The organism is Streptomyces tibetensis (assembly GCF_040647715.1).
In the GTDB taxonomy this organism is placed as follows: domain Bacteria; phylum Actinomycetota; class Actinomycetes; order Streptomycetales; family Streptomycetaceae; genus Streptomyces; species Streptomyces tibetensis_A.
Genome location: NZ_JBEZCR010000001.1, coordinates 37,492 through 57,119 on the forward strand (window position 1 = coordinate 37,492; position 19,628 = coordinate 57,119).

20 protein-coding genes and 1 pseudogene are annotated in these 19,628 nt (G+C 72.1%); 16 read left to right on the forward strand and 5 right to left on the reverse strand.

Annotated features, from left to right (window positions below; translation table 11 throughout):
* Window positions 1-45 precede the first annotated feature (45 nt).
* Window positions 46-822, reverse strand: coding sequence for a peptidoglycan recognition protein family protein (locus tag AB0B29_RS00165; protein WP_362233834.1), 777 nt, complete (start codon window positions 820-822; stop codon window positions 46-48).
* 275 nt (window positions 823-1,097) lie between these two features.
* Between AB0B29_RS00165 and AB0B29_RS00170 the strand changes: the two genes are divergently transcribed.
* A complete protein-coding gene (locus AB0B29_RS00170) occupies window positions 1,098-2,282 on the forward strand; it encodes a MarP family serine protease (RefSeq protein ID WP_362231889.1) in 1,185 nt (394 codons plus the stop codon).
* Between the two features lie 109 nt (window positions 2,283-2,391).
* On the opposite strand, the gene AB0B29_RS00175 is transcribed toward AB0B29_RS00170, so the two are convergent.
* Window positions 2,392-2,889 (reverse strand): GNAT family N-acetyltransferase, encoded by a 498-nt coding sequence (locus tag AB0B29_RS00175; protein WP_362231890.1) that lies wholly within the window; start codon window positions 2,887-2,889, stop codon window positions 2,392-2,394.
* Window positions 2,890-2,960: 71 nt separating this feature from the next.
* Between AB0B29_RS00175 and AB0B29_RS00180 the strand changes: the two genes are divergently transcribed.
* A complete protein-coding gene (locus tag AB0B29_RS00180; RefSeq protein ID WP_362231892.1) occupies window positions 2,961-3,863 on the forward strand; it encodes a TIGR01777 family oxidoreductase in 903 nt (300 codons plus the stop codon).
* A gap of 274 nt (window positions 3,864-4,137) precedes the next feature.
* Window positions 4,138-5,544 (forward strand): NAD(P)/FAD-dependent oxidoreductase, encoded by a 1,407-nt coding sequence (locus AB0B29_RS00185; RefSeq protein WP_362231894.1) that lies wholly within the window; start codon window positions 4,138-4,140, stop codon window positions 5,542-5,544.
* Window positions 5,545-5,636: 92 nt separating this feature from the next.
* On the opposite strand, the gene AB0B29_RS00190 is transcribed toward AB0B29_RS00185, so the two are convergent.
* Window positions 5,637-7,115, reverse strand: a complete 1,479-nt coding sequence (locus AB0B29_RS00190; RefSeq protein ID WP_362231895.1) for a regulator — start codon at window positions 7,113-7,115, stop codon at window positions 5,637-5,639.
* Window positions 7,116-7,353: 238 nt separating this feature from the next.
* Here AB0B29_RS00190 and lipB point away from each other — a divergent pair, with 238 nt between their 5' ends.
* The 4 genes from lipB (at window position 7,354) to AB0B29_RS00210 (ending at window position 10,495) form a co-directional block, all read left to right on the forward strand.
* Window positions 7,354-8,154, forward strand: coding sequence for a lipoyl(octanoyl) transferase LipB (gene lipB / locus AB0B29_RS00195; protein WP_361943853.1), 801 nt, complete (start codon window positions 7,354-7,356; stop codon window positions 8,152-8,154).
* Window positions 8,155-8,256: 102 nt separating this feature from the next.
* Window positions 8,257-9,243 (forward strand): lipoyl synthase, encoded by a 987-nt coding sequence (gene lipA, locus AB0B29_RS00200; RefSeq protein WP_362231897.1) that lies wholly within the window; start codon window positions 8,257-8,259, stop codon window positions 9,241-9,243.
* Window positions 9,244-9,505: 262 nt separating this feature from the next.
* Window positions 9,506-9,718: an SCO2195 family GlnR-regulated protein gene (locus AB0B29_RS00205; protein WP_053671998.1), complete on the forward strand. Its 213-nt coding sequence runs from the start codon at window positions 9,506-9,508 to the stop codon at window positions 9,716-9,718.
* 75 nt (window positions 9,719-9,793) lie between these two features.
* Entirely contained in the window at window positions 9,794-10,495 is a 702-nt protein-coding gene (locus AB0B29_RS00210; protein WP_352101112.1) for a DUF4191 domain-containing protein, read from the forward strand.
* Window positions 10,496-10,606: 111 nt separating this feature from the next.
* Here the strand turns inward: AB0B29_RS00210 and AB0B29_RS00215 are convergent, their stop codons facing one another.
* A complete protein-coding gene (locus AB0B29_RS00215) occupies window positions 10,607-11,074 on the reverse strand; it encodes an RDD family protein (RefSeq protein WP_362231899.1) in 468 nt (155 codons plus the stop codon).
* Window positions 11,075-11,284: 210 nt separating this feature from the next.
* Here AB0B29_RS00215 and glnA point away from each other — a divergent pair, with 210 nt between their 5' ends.
* The 8 genes and pseudogenes from glnA to AB0B29_RS00255 form a co-directional block, all read left to right on the forward strand.
* On the forward strand, window positions 11,285-12,694 hold the full coding sequence (glnA, locus tag AB0B29_RS00220) for a type I glutamate--ammonia ligase (RefSeq protein WP_351629454.1): 1,410 nt from the start codon (window positions 11,285-11,287) through the stop codon (window positions 12,692-12,694).
* A gap of 111 nt (window positions 12,695-12,805) precedes the next feature.
* The gene (locus tag AB0B29_RS00225) at window positions 12,806-13,072 is read left to right on the forward strand and encodes a hypothetical protein (RefSeq protein WP_362231900.1); all 267 of its coding nucleotides are present in this window, start codon (window positions 12,806-12,808) and stop codon (window positions 13,070-13,072) included.
* Between the two features lie 113 nt (window positions 13,073-13,185).
* Entirely contained in the window at window positions 13,186-13,557 is a 372-nt protein-coding gene (locus tag AB0B29_RS00230) for a signal peptidase I (protein WP_362231902.1), read from the forward strand.
* 236 nt (window positions 13,558-13,793) lie between these two features.
* On the forward strand, window positions 13,794-14,711 hold the full coding sequence (gene htpX, locus AB0B29_RS00235; protein WP_362231904.1) for a zinc metalloprotease HtpX: 918 nt from the start codon (window positions 13,794-13,796) through the stop codon (window positions 14,709-14,711).
* A gap of 7 nt (window positions 14,712-14,718) precedes the next feature.
* Window positions 14,719-15,303 (forward strand): PspA-associated protein PspAB, encoded by a 585-nt coding sequence (gene pspAB, locus AB0B29_RS00240; RefSeq protein WP_362231906.1) that lies wholly within the window; start codon window positions 14,719-14,721, stop codon window positions 15,301-15,303.
* Window positions 15,304-15,343: 40 nt separating this feature from the next.
* On the forward strand, window positions 15,344-16,987 hold the full coding sequence (locus AB0B29_RS00245; RefSeq protein WP_362231907.1) for an alpha/beta fold hydrolase: 1,644 nt from the start codon (window positions 15,344-15,346) through the stop codon (window positions 16,985-16,987).
* A 75-nt stretch (window positions 16,988-17,062) separates the two neighbouring features.
* Window positions 17,063-18,247 carry a winged helix DNA-binding domain-containing protein gene (locus AB0B29_RS00250; RefSeq protein WP_362231908.1) on the forward strand — a complete coding sequence of 395 codons (1,185 nt, stop codon included), beginning with the start codon at window positions 17,063-17,065 and terminating at the stop codon, window positions 18,245-18,247.
* Between the two features lie 4 nt (window positions 18,248-18,251).
* Window positions 18,252-18,600, forward strand: a pseudogene (locus tag AB0B29_RS00255) (aldo/keto reductase); the annotation flags it as partial.
* An 82-nt stretch (window positions 18,601-18,682) separates the two neighbouring features.
* On the opposite strand, the gene AB0B29_RS00260 reads toward AB0B29_RS00255, so the two are convergent.
* Window positions 18,683-18,997 (reverse strand): hypothetical protein, encoded by a 315-nt coding sequence (locus tag AB0B29_RS00260; protein WP_362231909.1) that lies wholly within the window; start codon window positions 18,995-18,997, stop codon window positions 18,683-18,685.
* Between the two features lie 228 nt (window positions 18,998-19,225).
* On the opposite strand from AB0B29_RS00260, the gene AB0B29_RS00265 reads away from it, so the two are divergent.
* A complete protein-coding gene (locus tag AB0B29_RS00265) occupies window positions 19,226-19,585 on the forward strand; it encodes an arsenate reductase family protein (protein WP_104784061.1) in 360 nt (119 codons plus the stop codon).
* Window positions 19,586-19,628 lie beyond the last annotated feature (43 nt).

Genomic DNA, 19,628 nt, shown 5'->3' on the forward strand with positions numbered 1-19,628 from the left:
CCTCCGGTCGGCTGCCTGTGGGAACGACCGTAGGAGACCGGGATGTCAGGAGGCTGCGCGTTCGCTGTGGCCTTGCCGTGGACCGTCCGGCCGGCCCTGGAGACGGGCCGCGAGCTGTCTGATCTCGGGCAGGCGGGCGTGCAGGGCGGCGCCCGGGCAGCTGGTCATGTAGCCCTCGTTGTGGCCTGCGACGGCGGGCAGGCGGGCCGTGGTGCCGGCCGCGTACCTGCTCAGGCCGTTGCTGGAGACCAGGCGCACCTCCGAGCGCGGGTCGGTGCCGCTCAGGCCCAGTTTCCAGGCGGCCAGCGCGGCGATCGCGCGGATCATGGGCCGCGGGACGGGCATGCCCTCGGTGAAGGTGCCGAGAGCGGCGATGCCCGCGGTGCGGTGGTTGAAGCCCTGGGTGTGGGCGCCGGTGACGGCGCGCTCCACGCCCCCGGCACGGCCCTCGTAGATGGTGCCGCAGCGGTCGACGACGAAGTTGTAACCGATGTCGTCCCAGTCACGGGTGCCGGTCTGGCCGGTGTAGAGGTCCCGGATGATGCGGGGCGCGTCGGCGCAGTCGTAGCCGTTGGGCGAGTCGGTGTGGTGGACGAAGACGGCGGCGACCCGGTCGTCGTAGCGGGGGCGCGGCTGCGTGCGGGCGGCGTCGCCCAGCCAGTGCGCTCTCGGCTCGATGGGCGGTCGCGGGGCGGTGTGGGACGTGGCCGGGGAGCGGGGCGGGGCGGCGCGGGAGCCGGTGCCGGCGGCGTTCTCCACGCCGTGGGCGCACAGGAACAGCGCCACGACGGCGGCGGCGCCCGGCAGGCAGCCGAGCAGCACGCGGGCCGCGCGCGGCAGGCCGGCTATGCCGGGTGCCCCGTCGGCGGAGCGCCTGCGTGCGCCCCGCCGTCTTCGGAAGACACGCATGGTCCCACTGTCGGCCCGATCCGGTCCGTCCGCGATGTGTGGTGTGCCACCCGGTGGAACCATCGTCACGGTCCGCGGCGTTTTTCCCTGTGCACGCCCGCGGCCGATTCCGATCACCCGTGCGCGTGTGACTGATCACCGGGCCCTCCCCCCGCGTATTAAGGGGTTCCGAGAGAAAGGCGGCGTGCGTGGACCTGCTCGACATCCTGCTGTTGCTGGTCGTCCTGGCCTACGCGGCGTCCGGGTACCGGCGCGGGCTGGTGGCCGGCTGTGTGTCGCTGGCGGGCTTCGTGGGCGGTGCGGTCGTCGGCGTGTGGATCCTGCCGTGGGTCATGGACCTGGTGCAGGCGGGCACGACGCGGGCGACGCTGACGGCGGTGTTCACGGTGCTGCTCCCGGCGGTGGTGGGGCACGAGCTGGCGGGGCGCCTCGCGCTGCGGCTGCGGCGGGAGCTGGACCGGGGGCCGCTGCGGGTGGCGGACGGGATCGGCGGGGCGGTGGCCAACGCGGTCGCCGTGCTGATCGTGGCGTGGGTGGCCGCGAGCGTCCTGGGCGCCTCCTCGTCGCCCCTGGTCACCTCGGCGATCCGGGACTCGCGGCTGCTCGGCGCCGTGCAGCGGACGATGCCGGACACGACCCCGGCGTGGTTCTCGGGGGCCACGTCCGCGCTGACGCAGGCGGGCTTCCCGCAGGTCTTCAACCCCTTCGAGAACGAGTCGACGGCCGAGGTCGCCAAGCCGACCGGCGACAGCGTCACGGCGGCCGCCACCGAGGCGGCCAAGCGGAGCACGGTGAAGGTCGAGGGCGTCGCGGGCACCCAGGGGCGCGAGGGCAGCGGGTTCGTCTACGCGCGCGAGCACGTGATGACCAACGCCCATGTGGTGGCGGGCATCGACGAGCCGACCGTGCAGATCGGCGGCGTCGGGCGGACGTACGAGGCGCGGGTGGTGCTCTTCGATCCGCAGAAAGACGTGGCGGTGCTGTACGTGCCGGGTCTCAGGGCGCCCGTGCTGCGCTTCGACGACGACGCCGAGCGCGGTGACTCGGCGGTTGTCGCCGGCTATCCGCAGGACGGCGATCTGAACCTCCAGGCGGCGACGGTCGCGAACCGGGTGCGCGCCACGGGCCAGAACATCTACAACGACGGGACGGCCACCCGGGAGATCTACTCGATCCGCTCCACGGTCCGCCCGGGCAACTCCGGCGGCCCGCTGCTCACCACCGACGGCCGGGTGTTCGGCGTGGTCTTCGCCCGCTCCACCTCGGACGCCGAGACGGGCTACGTCCTGACGGCGGACGAGGTCGCCTCCGACGCGCGGCGCGCGGCGGGTGCGACGGCACCGGTGGACACGGGCGAGCTGGCGGCGTCGTAGCCCGGGCTCAGTCGCAGCCCGGGCTCGGTCGCAGCCCGGGCTCAGTCGCAGCCCGGGCTCAGTCGCAGCCCGGGCTCGGTCGCAGCCCGGGCTCGGTCGCAGCGCCGGCTCACAGGAAGCGTCCCATCATCACGTCGTCGACGTAGGCCCCGTCGAGCAGGAACTCCTCGGGCATGACCCCCTCGACCACGAACCCCTCGGCCGCGTAGAGCGCCCGGGCCGGCTTGTTGTGCCCGAGGACGCGCAGGGTGATGCGGCGGGCGCCGCTCCGACGGGCCTCGTCGACGGCGGCCCGGACCAGTGCGCGCCCGACGCCCCGGCCGCGATCCTCCTCGGCGACGGCGAGGCCCTGGATCTGGCGGACGTGCCGGTTCGAGGCGAGCGGAGTGGGGAAACCGAGCAGGACATAGCCCGCGAGACGGTCGCCGAGCTCGGCGACCAGGCAGTCCTCGGGGGCGTGCCGCTCGCCGAAGAAGGGCGGGTACGGCGGCTGCGGCTGGGGCATCACCGCGTGCAGGTGCGACCAGACGAGCCGGTCGAGCAGGGCCAGCTCGTCACCGTCCTCGGTGCGGGCGGTGCGGATGCGAGGTTCGGGGAGCTCGGGCATGCGCGTCACCCTACGGCGAGCGGATCGAGGCCTTGCAAGGGTTTTACGGGGCCACCCGGCAGGATGGGTTTATGGAAACTTCAAGATTCGCGGTGGCGGGCGCGTCCGGGCTCATCGGCAGCGCCCTCGTGCGGTCCCTGACCGCCGACGGACACGAGGTGCGGCGGCTGGTGCGCGGCACGCCACGCTCGGCCGGGGACATCCGCTGGGATCCCGAGGGCGGGCGGGTGGACGCGGCCGGGCTCGCCGGGTGCCACGCGGTGGTGAACCTGGCCGGGGCCGGGGTCGGCGACCGGCGCTGGACGCAGGCCTACAAGCGGCGGATCCGCGACAGCCGGGTGAACGGCACGGCGGCCCTGGCCGAGGCGGTGGCGTCGCTGGACGCGAAGGACCGGCCGCGGGTCTTCGTGAACGGCAGCGCGATCGGCTACTACGGCGAGACCGGCGAGCGCACGGTCGACGAGAGCGCGCCCGCGGGAGAGGGGTTCCTGCCCGCGCTGTGCGTCGAGTGGGAGGGGGCCGCCGCCCCCGCCCAGGAGGCCGGTGTCCGCACGGTGTTCACCCGGACCGGGCTGGTCGTCTCCCGCGAGGGCGGCGCCTGGGGGCGGCTGTTCCCGCTGTTCCGGGCGGGGGCAGGCGGGCGGCTGGGCGACGGGCGGCAGTACTGGTCGTTCGTCGCGCTGCACGACGAGGTCGCCGCGATCCGGCATCTGATCGAGACCGACGGCCTGTCGGGGCCGTTCAACATCACCGCGCCGAACCCCGTGACGAACCGTGAGATCACAGCGGCGATGGGGCGCGTGCTGCACCGCCCGACCCTGTTCCCGGTGCCCGCGACCGTCCTGCGGACCGTCCTGGGCGAGATGGCCGGGGACGTCCTGGGCAGTGCCCGGGTCCTGCCGGCGCGTCTGCTGGAGTCGGGCTTCCGGTTCGCCTTCCCGGAGATCGAGGGAGCGATCAGGGCGGCACTGTGACAGCTCACCCCCCGGGCGCAGACCGGCACACACCGGACGCCTGTCCGGGATTCGACCGGTCGTTCCGAGACACCTCACCGATCCGCACACCAGCCTCCTGCGACCACTTGATGCCCACAAGGCGTCCGAATGCGACCGCTGTGCGACCGTGCCCTGCCGATGCGCGACTCCCGCTGACCGATCACGGTCCTACCCTCGACCAGAACTCGCGTATCCCTGCGGCCTGTTGAGGGCATGACGTCTCCAGCGCCCGCGCAACCTCGAGGAGGGGCACGTGCTTGAGCCCGCGTACCAGGCGGACGTGGTCGTCGTGGGGGCCGGGGTCGCCGGACTCTCGGCAGCGCACCGGCTGACCAGCGCAGGAGTGACGACCATGGTCCTGGAGGCCGCCCACGGGGTCGGCGGCCGCATGGCGACGGAGAAGGTCGACGGCTTCCGGCTCGACAGGATCGGCCAGTTGCTGTCCACGGCGTATCCGGAACTACGGCTGACACCCGGTCTCGACGGGCTGGTGCTCCGGCCCTTCGCTCCCGGTGTCCTGCTGCACGGCGACGGACGCCACCACCGTGCCGGCGTACAGCCGGGCGCAGGGGGCGCAAGGGGCGCACTGCATGCGGTTCGCGCGCTCGCGAGTGCTCCCCGGTCGCCGTCCGCTCCCAGGCAGACCCGGAGGCCGGCGGCCGTGCCCGGCCGGCAGGTCTCGGTCCCCCGCAGCCGTCCCGGCGCTCCGCTCGGCACGGCCGTCGACCAGGCCCGGCTCGGCGCCGCCCTGACCCGGCTCGCGGGCACACCGGCCGAACGACTGCTGGCCCGCCCGGAGTTGCCCGCCGGGGAGGCCCTGGCGGCGCGCGGACTGCCCGCCCGTACGATCGACGGCTTTCTGCGTCCGCTGCTCGCCGCCCTGCTGTGCGACCCGGGTCTGACGACGTCCAGCCGGTGCGCGGACCTCGCGCTGCGCGCCTTCGCGCGGGGCCGGTTGTGCCTGCCGGAGGGCGGTGCGGAGGCCCTGCCGGAGCAGCTGGCGCGCACGCTGCCGCCGGGCACGGTGCACACCGGCGTGCGCGTCACCTCCGTGTCGACGACCTCGGTGACCACCGCGGAGCACGGTGAGATCCGGTGCAGGGCCGTTCTGGTGGCGACGGGCGCGCGCGCCGCCGCCGAGCTGCTGCCCGGACTGCGGGTGCCGGAGTTCCATCCGGTGACGGTGGTGCACCACACGACCGACGAGCCGCCGACGACGGGAGCGTCGCTGCTGCTCGACGCGGACCTCGGCGGCCCGGTCGCGCACACGGCGGTGGTCAGTCTCGTCGATCCGACCCGGGCGCCGGCCGGGCGGGCGCTGGTGTCGTCGACGGTGCTCGGGCGGTCCGCCGGGGACGTCGACACGGCTGTGCGCATGCATCTGGCGCGGTTGTACGGGGTGTCGACGGCACGGTGGGAGACGCTGGCCGTGCACCGGACGGTGGAGGCGGTGCCGGCGATGCGGCCGCCGCATGATCTGCGGCGGCCGGTGCGGTTGATCGCGGGCCTGTATGTGTGCGGGGATCACCGGGACACCAGTACGGTCCAGGGTGCTCTGCACTCGGGGCATCGGGCGTCCTCGGCGATTCTGGCGGACCTGGGGGCGGGGCGGTCGATGCATGTCGCCGATCCGCTGCCGACTGTGCCACGGGCTGCGTAGGTGGTGTTTCGGCTGCGGCTGCGTCGTGGCTCGTCGCGCCCACGCGGCGGAGCCGCACATGGACACAGCCCCGCGCCCCCAACGGAAGGGCCTCACCCCAAAGCCGACACCTTGTCGCGGTAGTTGCGAACCGGGGCCGCGTCCTTGTAGGGCTCCAAACGCCGCTCGAAGTCCCTGACGTACTCCACCGCCCGCACCGAACGCATCTCCGCCGCCTGGCCTGCCGCTTCCGCGGCGAGCTGGCAGGCCTGGTCGAGTTCGCCGAGGCCCAGGCGGGCGGTGGCCAGGACCACGCGGCAGAAGAGGCGGCTGCGGGCGTAGGAAGGGGCCCGCAGCTGGAGTGAACGCTCGGCGTGCTGGGCGGCGGCACGGAACTGCTGCAGGTCACGATGGCAGTGGCCGAACTCGTCGGCGAGCTGGGCCTCGTCGAAGAACCTCGCCCAGTGCGGCACGTCGTCCCCGGGCCGGGCCGTCTCCAGCGCGCGTTCGGCCCGGACCAGCGCTGCCGTGCAGGCCCGGACCTCGCCGAGCACCCCGTGCCCGCGCGCCTCGGAGGCGTGCAGCAGGGCCTGGACGACGGGAGGGCCGGAGGTGCCGACGCCCTGCTGGGCCACGCGGGCGAGCTGCACGGCTTCCCGCCCGTGCCCGAGGTAGACGGCCTGGCGGCTCATGGTGACCAGTACATAGGCCCCGTACGCACGGTCCCCGGCCGCCTGGGCGAGCCGCAGCGCCTGCACGAAGTAGCGCTGGGCCAGTCCGTGCGCGGCGATGTCGTACGAGGTCCAGCCGGCGAGCCGGGTCAGGTCCGCGGCGGCGGCGAAGAGGCGGCGGCCGGTCTGCTCGCCGTAGGTGCCGCGCAGCATGGGCTCGCACTCGTGCTCCAGGTAGCGCACGAGGGCCTGGCGGGCGTGGCCGCCGCCGTAGGCGTCGTCGAGGGTGCGGAAGAGTTCGGTGACCGAGCGCAGGGCGGCGATGTCGCCGGCGGTGACCTTCTGGCCGGGTCCCCGTTCGGCCTGACCGCGCCGGCGGGGCAGGGACGAGGCGCCGTGCTCGCCCGGGGCCGTGGGGCGGAGCCCGGGTCGGCCCTGCGCCGGGATGCGGGACAGGGTCGTCTCGCCCCGGGCGACCTTCTCGTCGGCCCGGCCGATCAGCCAGTCCCGGCTGGGCACGACGAGCCCGGCCGGGGTGAAGGCGATCTTGCGGAGTTCGGCGTGGCTGCCGGAGTCCTTGCGCCACAGCCCGCTGACGATGTCGACGGCCTCCTCGGGGGTGGCGGCGAACTCGAGCCCCGCGTAGACGGGGGCGCAGGCGTCCAGGCCGAGGTCCTGGGCGGTGAGGCGGCGGCCCAGGCGCCGGGTGAAGACCTCGGCGATCAGGGCCGGGGTGGTGCCCCTGGGCTGCTGGCCGCGCAGCCACCGGGTGACGGATGTCTTGTCGTATCTCAGATCAAGCCCGTGTTCGAGACCGAGCTGGTCCACGCGACGGGCGAGTCCCGCGTTGGAGAACCCCGCTTCTGCGATGAGCGCGGCGAGCTGTCGGTTGGGGGTGCGCTGCGCGGGTCGTTCCGTCATGGTGCGGTGCGGTCTCCTGCCTTCCGGTGCTGGTGATGTGCCGGATTGCCTGTGAGCAGGCCTTTTGGCTTGCTGGACGGCGCGAATGTAGCGGAGAGTAAACACCCCATCACACACTTTCGCGGACATTCATCCGATCGTGTGAGGATTGCCCCCGGGACTGACGTGTTCGGGCCGGACGTACAGTGGCTTGGGCGCGTTACGTGCCTGACACACCCGTCCGAGGGAGGCGCTTGCCGTGAGTGAGTTGCGGTTCGTCCGCATGGGGTTCGGTGACGAGGCCGTCGAGTACCAGGAGGCGTGGGACGAACAGCGCCGGGTGCACGCGGCGCGCTTCGCCGACGAGATCCCCGACACCGTGCTGCTGCTGGAGCATCCCCCGGTCTACACGGCCGGCCGGCGCACGGCGGACGACGAGCGGCCCCTGGACGGCACGCCCGTCATCGACGTGGACCGCGGCGGCAAGATCACCTGGCACGGACCGGGCCAGCTGGTGGGCTACCCCATCCAGAAGCTCCCGCGCCCGGTGGACGTCGTGGCGCACGTACGCCGTCTGGAAGAGGCCCTGATCCGCGTCTGCGCGGAGTTCGGCCTGGAGACGAGCCGGGTCGAGGGCCGCAGCGGCGTGTGGATCCTGGGCGACCCGGTCGAGCAGCGGCCCGCGCTCGGCGGACTGTCGCTGGACTTCGACCCCCGGCTGCACGACGAGGAGTTCGACCCGCGCATGAACGGCCCGGAGTACGCGCCGTCCAACGCGGGCCAGCGCCGCGAGGACCGCAAGATCGCCGCGATCGGCATCCGCGTCGCCAAGGGCGTCACCATGCACGGCTTCGCGCTCAACGTGAACCCCGACAACAAGTGGTTCGACCGGATCATCCCCTGCGGCATCCGCGACGCGGGCGTCGCCTCGCTGGCCGGCGAGCTCGGCCGGGACGTGACGATCGAGGAGGTCCTGCCGGTCGTCGAGCGCCATCTGCGGGAGGTCCTGGAGAACGCGGAGCTGAAGCCGCGGGAGATCGAGAAGACCCCCGCGGCATAAAACAGCCCGTGCCGGAGCTGGAGGGGTAGCGCCCACACAGGCATTCAAATCAACGGGCGTACCCTTGAGGACGCCGAAGAATCAATCGCTAGGGAGCCGGTCGTGTCCGCAGTCGCACCCGACGGACGCAAGATGCTGCGCCTGGAGGTCCGCAACAGCCAGACCCCCATCGAGCGCAAGCCCGAGTGGATCAAGACCCGGGCGAAAATGGGTCCCGAGTACACCGCGATGCAGAAGCTCGTGAAGAGCGAGGGCCTGCACACGGTCTGCCAGGAAGCCGGCTGCCCCAACATCTACGAGTGCTGGGAGGACCGGGAGGCCACCTTCCTCATCGGCGGCGACCAGTGCACCCGGCGCTGTGACTTCTGCCAGATCGACACCGGCAAGCCCGAGGCACTCGACCGCGACGAGCCCCGCCGCGTCGGCGAGTCCGTGGTGACCATGGACCTGAACTACGCCACGATCACCGGTGTCGCCCGTGACGACCTGGAGGACGGCGGGGCCTGGCTGTACGCCGAGACCGTGCGCCAGATCCACCAGCAGACCGAGGGGCGCGAGGCCGGGCGCACGAAGGTCGAGCTGCTGGCCCCCGACTTCAACGCGGTCCCCGAGCAGCTCGCGGAGGTCTTCTCCTCCCGGCCCGAGGTCTTCGCGCACAACGTCGAGACGGTGCCGCGGATCTTCAAGCGCATCCGCCCCGGCTTCCGCTACGAGCGCTCCCTGAAGGTGATCACCGAGGCGCGCGACTACGGCCTGGTCACCAAGTCGAACCTGATCCTCGGCATGGGCGAGACCCGCGAGGAGGTCAGCGACGCGCTGAAGCAGCTGCACGAGGCGGGTTGCGAGCTGGTCACCATCACGCAGTACCTGCGGCCCTCCGTGCGCCACCACCCGGTGGAGCGCTGGGTCAAGCCGCACGAGTTCGTGGAGCTCAAGGAGGAGGCCGAGCAGATCGGCTTCTCCGGCGTGATGTCCGGGCCGCTGGTGCGCTCCTCGTACCGCGCCGGGCGGCTCTACCAGATGGCCATGGAGCAGCGTTCCGCCGCTCCGCGGCAGGGCGACGGGCAGGTCGCGGCCCAGGCCGTCTGACGAACCGTCACCGCCCCTGCCCGCCAAGGGGCGAGACAAGCGTGTGAATTCGCGCACAAGAGACTACTCGGCAGTAGCGGCCGATTCGACGCGGTCCTGACCGTCCTCGCAGATGAGGGCACATGTCAGGACCGCGTCGGCGTTCCACCGCTCCCCGCCGGCCCTTCATGGGTGTTTGACCGGCCGGTCACGCGCTGGTAACACCAATCAGTAACGCTGGACTCACAGCACGTACACCCGCACCCGAGGGGGGACCTCACCCATGCAGGCCGCGCCGCCCGTCCGCGCCACCGCGATCCCGTCCTTCACGACCGCCCTGCGCGCCGTCGAGTCGCTGCTGATGAGCAGCGGTCAGCGCACGGCCCGCCGCAACGCCTGGACCTCCGTGCTGGAGGACCGCCGTCGTGCCAAGGACCGGGTCGAGACGCAGCGCGTCATCGAGCAGTCCCTGTCCGTCCGTTCCGTCCGCCCCTGACTCAGGGCCCTCCCCCAGGGGCGCCCGCGGGCACTGCCGTCGTCGGGGCTCGTGGGGCCACGTAGACTGCGTGGCATGGCGAGGAAGGAACCTGCAGCGGACGCTGCGAATGCGGGGCGACTGAAGCAGATCGCCCTGACCTACAAGATGACCCGCAAGGCCGACAAGAAGATCGGTCTTGTACTCGCGGCAGTCGGAATCGTCACCTTCGGTGTCTTCCTCGCGATCGGTTTCTTGATCGGTCACCCCATCTATCTCGGCATCCTGGGCCTCCTGCTCGCCTTCCTCGCGTCGGCGATCGTGTTCGGGCGCCGGGCCGAGCGGGCCGCCTTCGGGCAGATGGAGGGACAGCCCGGTGCCGCGGCGGCGGTGCTCGACAACATCGGCCGGGGCTGGACGACGACCCCCGCGGTGGCGATGAACCGCAACCAGGACGTGGTGCACCGCGCGGTCGGCAAGGCCGGCATCGTCCTGGTCGCCGAGGGCAACCCGAACCGGGTGAAGACCCTGCTGGCCGCCGAGAAGCGGAAGATGAACCGCATCGTCGCGGACGTCCCCGTGCACGACCTGGTCGTGGGCACGGGCGAGGGCCAGGTCGAGCTGAAGAAGCTGCGCACGACCATGCTGAAGCTCCCGCGCGTGCTGACCGGCCCGCAGGTCACGGCCACCAACGACCGGCTGCGTGCGCTCGGTGACCTGATGAGCAACATGCCGCTGCCGAAGGGTCCGATGCCGAAGGGCATGCGCCTGCCGAAGGGCGGGCCGAAGGCTCGCTGACACCCGCACACGACATGGACGAGGGGCGCCCGGATCACACCGGGCGCCCCTCGTCCGTGTCGGATCGTTCGTGTCGGATCGTTCGTGTCGGACCTGCTTGCGCGGCGCAGGTCAGATGCGGACCTCGACCGTGCCGGCCAGCCGGTCGTGCAGGCCCCGGCCGTCGCGGTCCCAGATCAGCGCGGGGATCGCGAGGAAGAGCAGGACCGTGCGCAGGGCGGCCCGCCACGGGCTGACCCGGCCGGTGTCCAGGGCGACCACCCGCAGGCCGAGGAGGCGCTTGCCGGGGGTGAAGCCGAGCGTGCCGACCGTGAGGACCATCAGCGCGAACATGATGAGCGGCGCCCAGATCTGGGCCGCCTCGTTGTAGCTCTGTGTGATGAGACCGTATGCGATCAGGAGACACAGGCCCCAGTCGACGGCGAGGGCGCCGATGCGGCGGCCCGGGCGGGCGATCGAACCCGGCCCCTCCTCGGGCAGACCGAGCTGCTCGCCCCGGTATCCGAAGTCGACACCGGCCTCTTCCGCGGCCGCGCGGGGCCCGGAAAGCCACGATCCGAGTGCTTGCCTGTTGTCCACCCGTCCACGGTACTGCGCCCGTAAATGACCAGGGCACGGCGGGGTGTGTCCGGGCTACGGTGGAGGATGAGCCGGTTAACTTGTGCGAAACAAATGAGTCACGCCCGAGAAACCACCCGTCCCTAGGGTCGAGGTCAGCGTGTGCCACCCGCACTGGCAGCACGAACGAACTACCACCCCGGCGGGACGGTCGGGAGTAGGAGGAGCTGGATGTTCCAGAACGCCGACGAGGCCAAGAAGTTCATCGCGGACGAGGACGTCAAGTTCATCGACGTCCGCTTCTGCGACCTGCCGGGCGTGATGCAGCACTTCACGATCCCCGCATCGGCCTTCGACCCGGCCGAGGAGCTGGCCTTCGACGGCTCCTCGATCCGCGGCTTCCAGGCCATCCACGAGTCCGACATGGCCCTGCGCGCGGACCTGTCGACCGCCCGGGTCGACCCGTTCCGCCGTGACAAGACGGTCAACATCAACTTCTTCATCCACGACCCGATCACGGGTGAGCAGTACTCCCGTGACCCGCGCAACGTGGCGAAGAAGGCCGAGGCCTACCTCGCGTCGACCGGCATCGCCGACACGGCGTACTTCGGTCCCGAGGCCGAGTTCTACGTCTTCGACTCCGTCCGCTTCGCGACCAGCGCGAACGAGTCCTTCTACCACATCGATTCCGAGGCCGGCGCCTGGAACACCGGCGCCCTCGAGAACAACCGTGGTTACAAGGTCCGCTACAAGGGCGGCTACTTCCCGGTCCCGCCGGTCGACCACTTCGCCGACCTGCGTGCCCAGATCTCCCTGGAGCTGGACCGCGCCGGCCTGCAGGTCGAGCGCCAGCACCACGAGGTGGGCACCGCCGGCCAGGCCGAGATCAACTACAAGTTCAACACGCTGCTCGCCGCGGCCGACGACCTGCAGCTCTTCAAGTACATCGTGAAGAACGTGGCGTGGCAGAACGGCAAGACGGCGACCTTCATGCCGAAGCCGATCTTCGGTGACAACGGCTCGGGCATGCACGTCCACCAGTCGCTGTGGACCGGCGGCCAGCCGCTGTTCTACGACGAGGCCGGTTACGCGGGCCTGTCGGACACCGCCCGCTACTACATCGGCGGCATCCTCAAGCACGCCCCGTCGCTGCTGGCGTTCACCAACCCGACGGTGAACTCGTACCACCGCCTGGTGCCGGGCTTCGAGGCGCCGGTGAACCTGGTGTACTCGCAGCGCAACCGCTCCGCGGCGATGCGTATCCCGATCACGGGCTCGAACCCGAAGGCCAAGCGCGTCGAGTTCCGCGCGCCCGACTCCTCCGGCAACCCGTACCTCGCCTTCTCCGCCCTGCTCCTCGCGGGCCTGGACGGCATCAAGAACAAGATCGAGCCGGCCGAGCCGATCGACAAGGACCTCTACGAGCTGGCCCCCGAGGAGCACGCGGGCGTCCCGCAGGTCCCGACCTCGCTCCCGGCCGTCCTCGACTCCCTCGAGGCCGACCACGAGTTCCTCCTCCAGGGCGACGTGTTCACGCCGGACCTGATCGAGACGTGGATCGACTACAAGCGCACGAACGAGATCGCCCCGCTCCAGCTGCGCCCGCACCCGCACGAGTTCGAGCTGTACTTCGACGTGTGATCGACGCCTGATCGAGGCATGACCGCCCGCGCCCCCGCTGTCGTACCGACGGCGGGGGCGCGGGCGTCTGTTCTATTCTTGGGGGCAGGACCACACGGGGGTGGGATGGGAATGCCCGAGCACGAACAGGACGACCAGGAGCGCGAGTTCGACCTCAGATGGGCGGACCGGGCCGAGCACAAGGAGCCCTCGGCGCGGGCCCGGATGCTCGCCGCGCGCTGGAAGGACAACCCGCCCGGGCCCGTGCCGTTCCGTGCCGCCCCGGAACACGTCGGCTCCCGCCGCCGCTCCCCCTGGATCTCGACCGCGGTGGTGCTGGGGTGCGTGGCGGCGGTGATCGTGCTGCTGGGGTACATCAACTTCAGGGCGCCGTACTAGACACCGGCGGGCAGCGGCGCGGCTGACCCAGAGGGTCCGTGTCGCCGCGCCTCGGCCGGCTGAGGCGAGCGGCCGGGTCGTGGGACCCGGGCGGGCTGCTAGCGTCCCGCCGCGTGAGTGACAGCGTGTACGTGGGCAACGCCGGTGCGGACGCCGCGCTGGACCGGGGCTGGATTCTCGGGCATTTCAAGGATGCCGGGGATCCGCGGCACAGTGAGGCCGTGGAGATCAAGTGGGGTGTGCATCCTCCGGGCGACGAGCGGGCCGAGTGGGTGCGGGGTGAGGCGCGTACCGCCCTGCTCGTGCTGATCAGCGGGCGGTTCCGGGTGGAGCTGCCCGGGCGCAGTGTGCTGCTGGAGCGGCAGGGGGACTACGTCGTGTGGGGCCGCGGCGTCGATCACTCCTGGGTCGCCGAGGAGGAGTCGGTCGTGCTGACGGTGCGGTGGCCTTCCGTGCCCGGGTACGCCGTGGCCTCGGGCGGGTGACGCCTTCGCCCGCTCCGGATGTCCCCCCCTCCCCCCTCCCCGCTCCTGAGCGGGGCGCCTTGCCCGCCCCGGATGCCCCTCCCGCCTCTGAAGGGGGGCGCCTGGCCCGCTTCGGATGCCCGGCCCACTCGTGAGCCCGGCGCCTTTGCCCGCTCTGGGGGTGCGCGCGACCCGTTCATGAGCGGGGGCGGTGCACACTGGCGGTGGGACGAGTGCGTGACTGCGGGGTGAGGCAGATGCACAGCCGCTTCCGGAGCGACCGGCGGTTGACCACCCGGATGGGGATCACGCTGTTCCTGCTCGGACTGTTGTACGTGGGGTTCGTCGCCGCGTTGATCGTGCTGCTGAAGTCGTGGGTGCTCGTCGTGGTGATCGCGGCGGCGCTGCTCGGCTCGCAGTACTGGTTCTCGGACCGTATCGCCCTGTACGCCATGCGCGGCCGGGTCGTGGAGCGGGACGAGTATCCCGAGTTGCACGGCGTCGTGGACCGGCTCTGTGCCATCGCCGACATGCCCAAGCCGGTGGTCGCCGTGTCCGCGATGGACATGCCGAACGCGTTCGCGACCGGGCGGAACCCCGATCACGCGGTGGTGTGTGTGACGACCGGGCTGCTGCGGCGGCTGGATCCGGCCGAGCTGGAGGGTGTCCTCGCCCACGAGCTGTCGCACGTGGCGCACAAGGACGTCGCGGTGATCACCGTCGCGTCGTTCCTCGGGGTGATCGCGGGGCTGATCGTGCGGTTCGCCTTCTACTCGCAGCTCTTCGGCGGGGCCAGGAGGGACCAGAACACGGCTGCCGTGTTCGCCGCGGTGATGGGTGTGGCCGCGACCGTGTACGCGATCAGTTTCCTGCTGATCCGCGCCCTGTCCCGGTACCGGGAGCTTGCCGCGGACCGGGCCGCGGCCCTGCTCACCGGCCGTCCCTCGGCACTGGCCTCCGCGCTCACCAAGGTCTCCGGCGACATCGCCCGCATCCCGACCAAGGACCTGCGCACGGCCCAGGCCTTCAACGCCTTCTACTTCACGCCGGCGCTGGGCCGTGAGCCCGGTGTCGCACGGCTCTTCTCGACCCACCCGAGCCTGGAGCAGCGGCTCGACCAGCTGGGCCGGATCTCCGCCGAGCTGGGCGAGGCGGCGGCACCGGGAGGGGGGTGATCGCCGCATGGGGCTGCTGGACATCCTGCTCGGCCGGACGAAACCGGTCGTGGCGGATCTCGACCGGCTCTTCGCGCTGCCGTCGGCGGCCGTGACCCTGGAGGCGTCGGCCGGCTTCACCCCGACCGGGCAGGGCGCGGTCTGCTTCGCCACGGTCGAGGGCGCGGCCTTCGAGCAGTCCCACCGCGAAGTGCAGGCGCTGCTGGACGCCGACATCGACCGCGAGGGACCGCCGGTGGAGCTGCGGCAGGACGACTACGGCTACTCCTGGCTGGTCTCACGCCGTGCCCCCGACCGGCTCTCCGCCCTCGTGAACGACCTGCACGCCGTGAACAGCCAGATGGAGGTCAACGGGTTCGGGCCCCAACTGCTCTGCTCACTGGCCGGGTTCGAGGACTCCTCCGGCCGACGGCTCGCCCTGGTGTACCTCTACAAGCGCGGCACCTACTATCCGTTCGCGCCCCTGCCGGACGGGACGCAGCGGCGCGACAACGCACTCGAACTACAGGTGCGGGCCGCGCTCTCCGGCGATCTGCGCATCGAGCAGGACCTGGGCCGCTGGTTCCCGGTGTGGGGGGCGCCGGGACTGTGAACGCCCTCATGGGCCGTGGGTCGCGTGAGTGAATGGCCGGATGAGCGAGCTGATCCCTTTCACGCACGTCGTCGGCGGCGAACGGCTCAAGGGGCTGTCGACGGGCGACGGTGAGCTGTCCACGGGCGACGGTGCGCCGACCCGGGCGACGGCCGTCCTGCTGCACGGCGCGGGCAACGGCAGCAAGGAGCGGCTGGTGCCGTTGCTGGCGGAGTTCGCCGCGCACGGCTGCCATGCCCTCGCCTTCGACTTCTCGGGGCACGGGGAGAGCACCGGCCTGCTGAGTGAGCTGAGCCTGCGCCGCCGTTTCGAGCAGGCCGTCTCCGTCATCGACGCCCGCGCGGGGGTGGACGCGCCGCTGGTCCTGGTCGGGTTCAGCATGAGCGGCCAGACGGTCGCGGACCTCGTGCGGCACTACGGGGAGCGGGTGGCGGCCCTGGGGCTGTGCGCGCCTGCCATGTACGCGGGCGAGGCGTGGGACGTGCCGTTCGGCGCGGGCGACGGGTTGTTCAGCGAGCTCATCCGTCGCCCCGGAAGCTGGCGCGCCTCCCCCGCCCTCGACGTGCTGCGGGCGTACGAGGGGCGGGCCGTGCTGGTCGTACCGGGCACGGACGAGGTCATTCCGCCCGCCGTGACGGACGCCTTCTCCGAGGCGCTGGCCCGTCGCGCACAGTTCACCCACCGGGTACTCCCCGACGCCGGTCACCGTTTGGGCCTGTGGTTCCGTGATCACCCCGGCGACCGGCGGGAGTTCGTCACCGCCGTCCTGAGGGGGCTCGGCGAGCGGGGGTGGACGGCGACCCGCGGGTGGGTGGCCAAGCAGCTTCCCGAGGGCCGCACCATCGCCACGTCGTCTTTTCTGACCGGCGGCTGGAGTGCCCAGATGCGGCGGCTCACCCTCGACGACGGCACCGAACTGGCGTTGCGGACCTTCGTGAAGCCCTTCTTCCGGCGGCACGCGCCGGGGCTGCTGGCCCGTGAGGCGGAGGTTCTCACGCTGCTGGCGGAGCATGAGGGCGTGCCGGCCGCCGAGCTGATCGGCGTCGACGCGACGGGGGAGCACTGCGACCATCCGTCCCTGCTGATGTCCGTCCTGCCGGGGCGGGTCCGGGTCGACGAGCAGGACCTGGAAGCCCGGGTGGACCTGCTGGCGGCTCAGCTCGCGCGGATCCACAACGTCGTCCCCCGGGCACGTCCGCGGTCGTACCAGGCGTGGACCTCGCCGGCAGTGGTCCCGCCGGGGTGGGAACGGGCCGTGGACGTCATCCGCCGCACTCCCCCGCCCTACGACGGCTGCTTCCTGCACCGGGACTTCCACCCCGGGAACGTGCTGTTCACGGGCTCGGGGGCCGGCCTGCGGATCAGCGGGGTCGTCGACTGGGTGGAGACCTCGTGGGGGCCGGCCGACCTGGACGTCGCCCACTGCTCGACGGCACTCGCCCTGCTGCACGGCCCCGAGTACGGCCTCGGTTTCCGGGAGCGCTACGAGGCACAGGGCGGGCGGCGTCCGGCCGACGGCCCGGACCATCTGTACTGGCGGCTGCTCGACGCGCTGGCGTACGTACCCGACGCGGCGAAGCTCGCGGGGCCGTGGCGGGAGCTGGGGCGGTCCGATCTGACGCCGGTGGTGCTGGGCGGGCGGCTCGAGGCGTATGTCGCGGGACTGCTGGAGCGGTACGGCTGAGGTGTTCGACGGGTGATGTCAGTGCCGTCCGCGATGATGCCGTCGGGTGCAGGGACGCGACGAGTGGAGACCGTCATGGGTGAGCAGCGGTACATCGGCGTGGCGGAGCGGCGGGCCCGGCTCGCGCTGCGGCAGCGGCTGGCCGGGCAGGCGCGGGCGGGGACGCCCGAGGAGGTCGCCGGTTCGCTGGTCGCGCTGCACGGCACCGACCCGGCGACGGTGTACCTGGCGGTGGGAGCGCGGCTCGCCGAGCCCGCGAGGACGGTGGAGGAGACCGAGCGGGCCCTGTACGAGGACCGTCGTCTGGTGCGGATGCACGGCATGCGGCACACCGTGTTCGTGTTCCCCGCCGAGCTGACCGCCGTCGTGCACGCCTCGACGGGGCTGGCCGTCGCCGCCCGGGAGAGGGCCTCGCTGCTCAAGCACATGGCGACGGCCGGTGCGCCGGACGCGGCCTGGCTGAAGGAGGTCGAGGAGTCGACGCTGGCGGCGCTCGCCCGGCGCGGGCAGGCGACGGCCGCCGAACTCGCCGCGGACGAGCCGCGGTTGCGGGAGCAGTTCGTGTACGCGGCCGGGAAGAGCTACGAGGGGGTGCACACGGTCTCGACGCGGCTGCTGAGGGTGCTGGGCGTGGAGGGGAAGGTCGTCCGCGGCAGGCCGCTCGGCTCCTGGACGTCGAGCCGGTTCCGCTGGGTCGTGGCACCCGAGCACCCCGAGCTGGATGTCGCGGAGGCGCAGGCGGAGCTGCTGAGACAGTGGCTCGCCGCGTGCGGTCCGGCGACCGAGACCGACCTGAAGTGGTGGACCGGGTGGCGTGTGACGGAGGTGCGCAGGGCGCTGGCCGCGATCGGGGCGGAGGCGGTGTCGCTGGACGAGGGCACCGGGTATGTGGCCGAGGGCGACACGGACCCGGTGCCGTCACCCGACGAACCCTGGGCCGCGTTGCTGCCCGGCCTCGATCCGACGGCGATGGGGTGGCAGCAGCGCGACTGGTATCTCGCGCCGGAGCTGCGGCCCCGGCTGTTCGACGGCAGCGGCAACGTCGGACCGACGGTGTGGTGGAACGGACGGGTGGTCGGGGGCTGGGCGCAGCGGCCGGACGGGGAGATCGTCTGGCGGATCCTCGAGGAGGAGGGCGTCGGCCGGGACGCCCGCGCGGCGATCGAGTCGGAGGCGGAGCGGCTGAGCGGGTGGCTGGACACGACCAGGATCACGCCGCGCTTCCGCACGCCCCTGGAGAAGGAGCTGGCCACCGGCTGAACCCGGCGCACCGCTCCCGTCCGGCAGCCGCCTGCACCGCACCGCCGGCTACGGCCCGCCCGTCTCCGACGAGCACCTCTACGACGTCGTCGACGCACTGGACGAGATCGCGGAGGAGACGGGCAAGGCCGTGCAGCAGATCACCCTGACTGGCTGCTGCGGCGGCCGACCGTGTCCTGCGTCCTCACGGCGCGCGCGACGAGCGGCAGCTGCGCCAGAACCTCGGCGCCGCCGGCTGGAGTCTCGCCCCCGAGCAGGTGGCGAAGCTCGACGCGGCGAGCCACCGTCCGGCGCCCTACCCGTCCTTCCCCTACGAGCGCCAGGAGGGCTTCGCCCGGCTGAACCCGGCGTTGTTCACGGCGCCCCGGCCGGGCGGCAGGAACGAGCGCCGGGCGCCCCGTCGTTCGGGAGGCCCGGCGCTCGGATCGGAGCGGGTCAGCGGGCGTACCGCATGAACGCCCGCACCATGTGGCACGTCGTGTCCGACGGCGGGTGGACGCCGATCAGCTCCGCCGTGTCGCGGATCGTCTCGTTGCGGGCCTGGTTCGGCATGTGGACGCCCGAGTCGAGCAGGGCGATGGCCAGGCGCATCGCCTTGAGACGGCGGTTGTGCGTCACGTACCACTGGCGCGGCCGGCCCGGCGGCAGCGGCCGCTTCTCCACGGGCGCGTACGGCAGGTCGAGCAGGACGGGGCGCTTCGCGGTGGACTGGGTGGGCAACGGCTTCGGCTTCAGGGCGGCAGCGGGCACAGGCATCCTCCTGTCGCGGTCGGGCGGCTCACCGAAGACGTCGTCATCCCCGGCGCCACCCTCGAACACTGCTTACAGTTTACCGCCCGGCACTGACAACGGGGAGTCCACAGAACCCGGCAAAAGCCCTGGTGAGACTGGAAATTGGCGCCGCGTCACCACAGGTTTGCGAGGTGCTGGAGGGGCGCCAGGAATTCGAACAAGCTGGTCTGCGCGTACCGTGTGCGCATGGAGATCTGGATCAATCCCGCGTGTTCGAAGTGCCGCAGCGCGCTGACGCTGCTCGACGCCGAGGGCGCCGACTACACCGTCCGCCGCTACCTGGAGGACGTGCCGAGCGAGGACGAGATCCGGGGCGTGCTCGAGCGCCTCGGTCTCGAACCCTGGGACATCACCCGCACCCAGGAGGCCGACGCCAAGGAGCTCGGCCTCAAGGAGTGGCCGCGGGACGCCGCCTCACGCGAGCGCTGGATCACCGCTCTCGCCGAGCACCCGAAGCTGATCCAGCGCCCGATCATCACCGCGGACGACGGAACGGCGGTGGTCGGCCGCACCGACGAGGCCGTGCGGGACGCCCTGTCGCGCTGACCAGCCACACTCTCCGGTGTGGTGCAGGTCACTCGAGTGACTC